We start from the raw sequence: 4,366 nt of genomic DNA on the forward strand, positions 1-4,366 counted from the left end.
CTCAGAAGACCTTCCGTAAAGAAGCGTGTTTTGCTGCCCTGGTCGAGACATGGCATTAAGTAACTCGCGATATTGTTGCTGCTGTAATTGAGGCAGCCACAAGGAATCAACTTGCAACATTGGATGCTTCCTCCTTCCTATCAGAAGCTTGATAGCCTGGTTCGTCATTAGTATCTAAAGCATCTTCAAGAAGCGAAAAGTCAACGCGCGTACTCGACAAGATTTTTCTACGAGCTGACTCCCTTTCTTCGAACAGACGCTGCCCTTCATCGAGCAAAGCAGCAACGAGATCAAATCCGACTAGCTCCTCCGCCAAAACCGCATCACAAATAGCCAGCGTTTCTGCGTATTCAATATCATCATGCATTACGTTGGCGGCCCCCTGTACAACTTGACCTGACTGAGTCGTGATTTCTATCCATACGCTTGATAGCGGAAACTCGCCAAGAAAGAAGGCTTCAGATAATGTGCTTTCTTTCAGTTTCAATGCCCCTAAACCTGACTGAGGAGGACTGACCGGTTTAATTAACCAGTCCTTTGCAAGACCCTGGACTTGCTCGACTAAGTCAGATCGTTTAATCCTGCTTAAAGCTTTAATCCATTCTGATCTAGGCAGTTCTAAGTTCTTTCTCATTTGCATTTCTCTTCTAGATATCTAGACAACACCAGGCAAAAGAAAGCTTTTGCTCGTTGTTAGGCCCAACTACAATGTCTTTTTACGCAGCTTTTGCGAGCCATATTCCAATATTAAAACGGTGATAAAAATGACCAAAAGAATGGTCGATACATGGTCGTAATCAAACAAATCCCAACGACCTTTTAATTCCATTCCAATACCTCCGGCGCCGACGATGCCAAGCACTGTTGCCGTTCGAATATTTCGTTCAAAGATATACTGAACATACGCAATCCAAGCTGGCAGAACATGAGGAAACACAGCGTAACGCAGTACTTTAAGGCTTCCGCTACCCGCTGATTTGAGCGCTAGCTGAGGCCCCGTGGGTGCATTCTCAATTTCATCGGCAAAAAACTTACCCAAGACACCGCTTGTATGAATAGCCAAGGCTAATACACCAGCGATAGGGCCAAAGCCGTACATCAGCACGAGAAACAGCGCGATAATTAGCTCTGGCATTGCTCGATGGAAACTAAGCCAGAAACGGGCAATGGTGTAGAAAATACGGTGAGGGGCATAGTTTTTCGCTGCGAGAACCCCCAAAGGAAGGGAGATCATAATTGAGATCAGGGTGCCCCAAAAACCCATTTCGATGGTTTCCCACATTTTGAAAAGCACTTTCTGTAAATAACCGATTGGTTCAACCAGAAACTCGGTTTCCTCGACCGTCCATGTATCTTCTAATGCGTCATATTCTCTCAATTCACCTTTTTCTGTATAGGCAAACCATGGAAGATTATCCTTATCAAACTCATCGATTCTCGAGATTTCTGTTCTTTCAGAAATTTGAACCGGAAATGCTTTACTGGCAAAACGAACAGCGCCGTCTAGTACTTGCGAATCACCGATGCCTATAGCTGATGCAATGGCTTTTGAAGTTTCGACTGCCGCTTTGTCCATTTCGGTATTGTGTGCCGACAAAGACAAGATCACGAAAGCGACGAAAACAATAAATATACGTTTTGGCGTAACGGCTTGATGCAAGGGCCACTCTTGCCATTGGCGTTGCTTTGATTGCATCAGGCGGCTACCTCTTCAAGTGCAAGCTCGCTTTTCTCCTGCCCTTCCGTTTGAGTAAAGGCATAGATCGCTCGTTGTGTTTGGTTGTCTAATTCAGCAGGCGAGCCATCAAAAAACACCTCACCGGCACGCAACGCGACAATTCGATCGGCAAACTCCAAGGCATAATCCAACTGATGTAAGGTACAAACGACAGTCGCACCGTGATGCTTGGCAGCAGCTTTTAAGCTATTTAAAACACTACGACTCATCGCAGGATCTAAACTGGCAACAGGTTCATCTGCTAATACCACTTTCGGGCTGGAAACAAATGCTCTGGCTATCGCAACACGTTGCTGTTGACCTCCAGAAAGCTCCGAAGCTCTGCGCATCAAGTGCTTCTGTTCCAAACCTACTTCATTGAGCAACTCAAAAGCTTTCAACTGATCTTCTTTAGGAAAGGACTTCAATAAGCTGCGTAAAAGACTCTTGTCTGGCAACAAGCCACTTAAGACGTTATGTAGGACCGATAGTCGAGGTATTAAATGCAACTGTTGATGGATCATGCCAACATGTCTCTGAAATTGTCGCAGGTTACTGCGAGTGATCGGTTCGCCATCAAAATGCACCTTGCCTGATGTTGGTTCTACGACACCATTGATCATATTCATCAATGTCGATTTCCCTGCGCCTGAAGGACCCAACAATACGCAGAACTCTCCTTGGGGAATGTTAAGAGATACATCCTTCACAGCAACGGTGCCGTCTTTAAATCGACGGCAGACTGAATCAAATGCAAGCATATCTAACACCTCGTTTTTAATGCTATCGGTATATAGCGAGAGCTCTATCCATGAGCGCTCACTCCTATACCAAGAAACCAAATTAGCGTTGACCCGCCTTGGCAATCATTTCTTCTTTTACTTGCTTCGTGACTGCACCTAATTTGGCAAGCGCATCAAAGATTTTTTGCTCATCAAATTCAGCGTCGTAACGATCAACTTTCTTACCGCCGTAGCCACGAATTTTGCTTGAATCAATCTTGGTATGGATGGTGTTAAACGCTTCTTTAAGCTTTGCCTTTAGCGAGCCAGGCAATCCTTTATTCATCGCTAGGGGTGGGTTTGGAATAGGTTGAGATTTCGCAAGAGGCTTAAACTTATCCGGGTCAATCGCACCTTTCTTAACTGCTTTACCGAACGAGTTATAGGATGCAGCCGCTGCATCTACTTTTCCTTCCGCGAGTGCCGCTAATGACGCAGAATGCGAGCCCGCCACAATAACTTTGTCGAGATCCTTCACTGGATCAATGCCAGCAGCGATAATCATGGCAACCGGAAAGTTGAATGATGAAGTAGAACTTGTGCTTCCAAATGCAACACTATGTCCTTTGAGGTCAGATATTTCGTTGATACCACTGCCTTTCTTAACGAAAATACCTGAGTAGTACGAAGAGTCACCTTTCTTGACGTCAACAGCGAGTAAATCAACACCGCAACGATTGTAAGCTTCACCATAGGTAGAAGCACCAAACCAAGCAATGTCAGCCTGGTCGTTACACATCCCCTCTACAACAGCGGCGTAGCTATTGCCCGCTTTTACGTCAAAGTGAATACCGTAATTCTTAGTGATACCATCAAAGACTGGCTTATAGTCCTGCGTAATATCATTTGTACCAGTATCCGCGGGTACCATTAAAACTCTTAGTGGATTGCCTTTTGAGCCATCTGGCAATTCCGCCAACACTGCACTAGACACAGTCAAGCAAGCCATACCGGCTGCAATTAAGCTTCTGATTTTCATAGTAATATCCTCTTAGTTTTTGAGATCGAAATTTAAAGATAATTCGGTAGCACCACCTCGAAATCGCGTAATGGCATATTCGATCGGTCGACCGCCAATCACATCGGCATTAACACTTTTTGATTTCAGTATTGGTTCGCCCTTCGGCATTAAAAGCTGAGCAGCTTCTCCAGAAGTCGGTAATGCGGCGCTGACCACGCTTTCTTTTCGAGCCAGACCGGTACCAAAATTAGACTTCAGAAAACGATGAAGAGAACCCCCTTCAAATGTATCCAGAACACTTGGAAATGCGTTGAGTGGCAAGAAATGACTTATTAAGCAGAAAGGTTGTTGCTCAACAATCCTTAAGGTTTCAAGATGTATGACATGAGAGCCACCTTCTATCTCTAATTTTTCAGAGAGAACGTCATTGGCAATGATCACTTTTTTAGCGAGTAACGCGCTTCTGGTCTCAAAACCTAAGGCTTCAAAAGCTTCAGTAAATCTTGATTGGGAGTTAATTGAATAGCTATGTACCATATCTAGCACAAGAACGCCTACACCATGACGCCTCTCAACGGAACCTTCACTAACAAGCTCATCAACCCCCCGTCTCAAGGTATGACGGTTAACACCCAGTTTTTTTGCAAGTGCAATTTCTGAAGGAAGCGCATCGCCAGCTTGATAATTGTCGGAAATTTCTTTCTTCAACCAAAGCGCAATTTGACGATAAACAGGGACAGAACCTTCACCCCGACTAATCGAATATACAGACATCTAGACATCTCTATGTAATTTTCTCTAAGGTTATTTTTATGCTGTTACAAATCTGTGTCCTTCGCGTGACATTTAAATGACATCTATTTTTGTGTGCTTAAGGAAGAACCACAGTGCTGTCCCCGGGGCACT

5 protein-coding genes are annotated in these 4,366 nt (G+C 44.5%); all 5 read right to left on the minus strand.

The window, feature by feature from the left end; genetic code table 11:
* Positions 1-106: 106 nt before the first annotated feature.
* Complete coding sequence (phnG, locus tag A3762_RS10755; RefSeq protein WP_068502217.1) at positions 107-634, minus strand: phosphonate C-P lyase system protein PhnG; 528 nt, start codon at positions 632-634, stop codon at positions 107-109.
* 69 nt (positions 635-703) lie between these two features.
* Positions 704-1,696, minus strand: coding sequence for a phosphonate ABC transporter, permease protein PhnE (gene phnE, locus A3762_RS10760; RefSeq protein ID WP_068482030.1), 993 nt, complete (start codon positions 1,694-1,696; stop codon positions 704-706).
* The gene (gene phnC, locus A3762_RS10765) at positions 1,696-2,478 is read right to left on the minus strand and encodes a phosphonate ABC transporter ATP-binding protein (protein ID WP_068755422.1); all 783 of its coding nucleotides are present in this window, start codon (positions 2,476-2,478) and stop codon (positions 1,696-1,698) included. Before phnC ends, phnE begins: the two co-directional genes overlap by 1 nt.
* 82 nt (positions 2,479-2,560) lie before the next feature.
* Complete coding sequence (locus A3762_RS10770; RefSeq protein WP_068482028.1) at positions 2,561-3,478, minus strand: phosphate/phosphite/phosphonate ABC transporter substrate-binding protein; 918 nt, start codon at positions 3,476-3,478, stop codon at positions 2,561-2,563.
* A gap of 12 nt (positions 3,479-3,490) precedes the next feature.
* Positions 3,491-4,234 carry a phosphonate metabolism transcriptional regulator PhnF gene (phnF, locus tag A3762_RS10775; RefSeq protein ID WP_068755424.1) on the minus strand — a complete coding sequence of 248 codons (744 nt, stop codon included), beginning with the start codon at positions 4,232-4,234 and terminating at the stop codon, positions 3,491-3,493.
* Positions 4,235-4,366: the final 132 nt, after the last annotated feature.

This window comes from Oleiphilus sp. HI0125 (assembly GCF_001635355.1).

Excerpts from the sequence above, each read along its gene's own strand:
- phnC (WP_068755422.1), bottom strand. The coding sequence starts at position 2,478 with ATGCTTGCATTTGATTCAGTCTGCCGTCGATTTAAAGACGGCACCGTT.
- phnF (WP_068755424.1), bottom strand. The coding sequence starts at position 4,234 with ATGTCTGTATATTCGATTAGTCGGGGTGAAGGTTCTGTCCCTGTTTAT.
- A3762_RS10770 (WP_068482028.1), bottom strand. The coding sequence starts at position 3,478 with ATGAAAATCAGAAGCTTAATTGCAGCCGGTATGGCTTGCTTGACTGTG.
- phnG (WP_068502217.1), bottom strand. The coding sequence starts at position 634 with ATGAGAAAGAACTTAGAACTGCCTAGATCAGAATGGATTAAAGCTTTA.
- phnE (WP_068482030.1), bottom strand. The coding sequence starts at position 1,696 with ATGCAATCAAAGCAACGCCAATGGCAAGAGTGGCCCTTGCATCAAGCC.